Origin of the sequence: Escherichia sp. MOD1-EC7011 (assembly GCF_002965005.1) — a bacterium.
In the GTDB taxonomy this organism is placed as follows: domain Bacteria; phylum Pseudomonadota; class Gammaproteobacteria; order Enterobacterales; family Enterobacteriaceae; genus Escherichia; species Escherichia ruysiae.
The window spans coordinates 1-274 of the sequence record NZ_PTRD01000080.1; the positions used below are offsets into that span (position 1 = coordinate 1).

General features: G+C 47.1%; 1 tRNA gene. It reads right to left on the reverse strand.

Annotated features, from left to right (window positions below):
- Positions 1 to 134 precede the first annotated feature (134 nt).
- Positions 135 to 210, reverse strand: a tRNA-Glu gene (locus A7098_RS23490).
- Positions 211 to 274 lie beyond the last annotated feature (64 nt).

The window sequence follows — 274 nt, forward strand, 5'->3', positions numbered from 1 at the left end:
ACGAACAACTTGCGTTGTTCAGTGTTTCAATTTTCAGCTTGATCCAGATTTTTAAAGAGCAAATATCTCAAACATCACCCGAAGATGAGTTTTGAGATATTAAGGCAGGTGACTTTCACTCACAAACCAGCAAGTGGCGTCCCCTAGGGGATTCGAACCCCTGTTACCGCCGTGAAAGGGCGGTGTCCTGGGCCTCTAGACGAAGGGGACGTATCAGTCTGCTTCGCAAGACGCCTTGCTTTTCACTTTCTATCAGACAATCTGTGTGAGCACT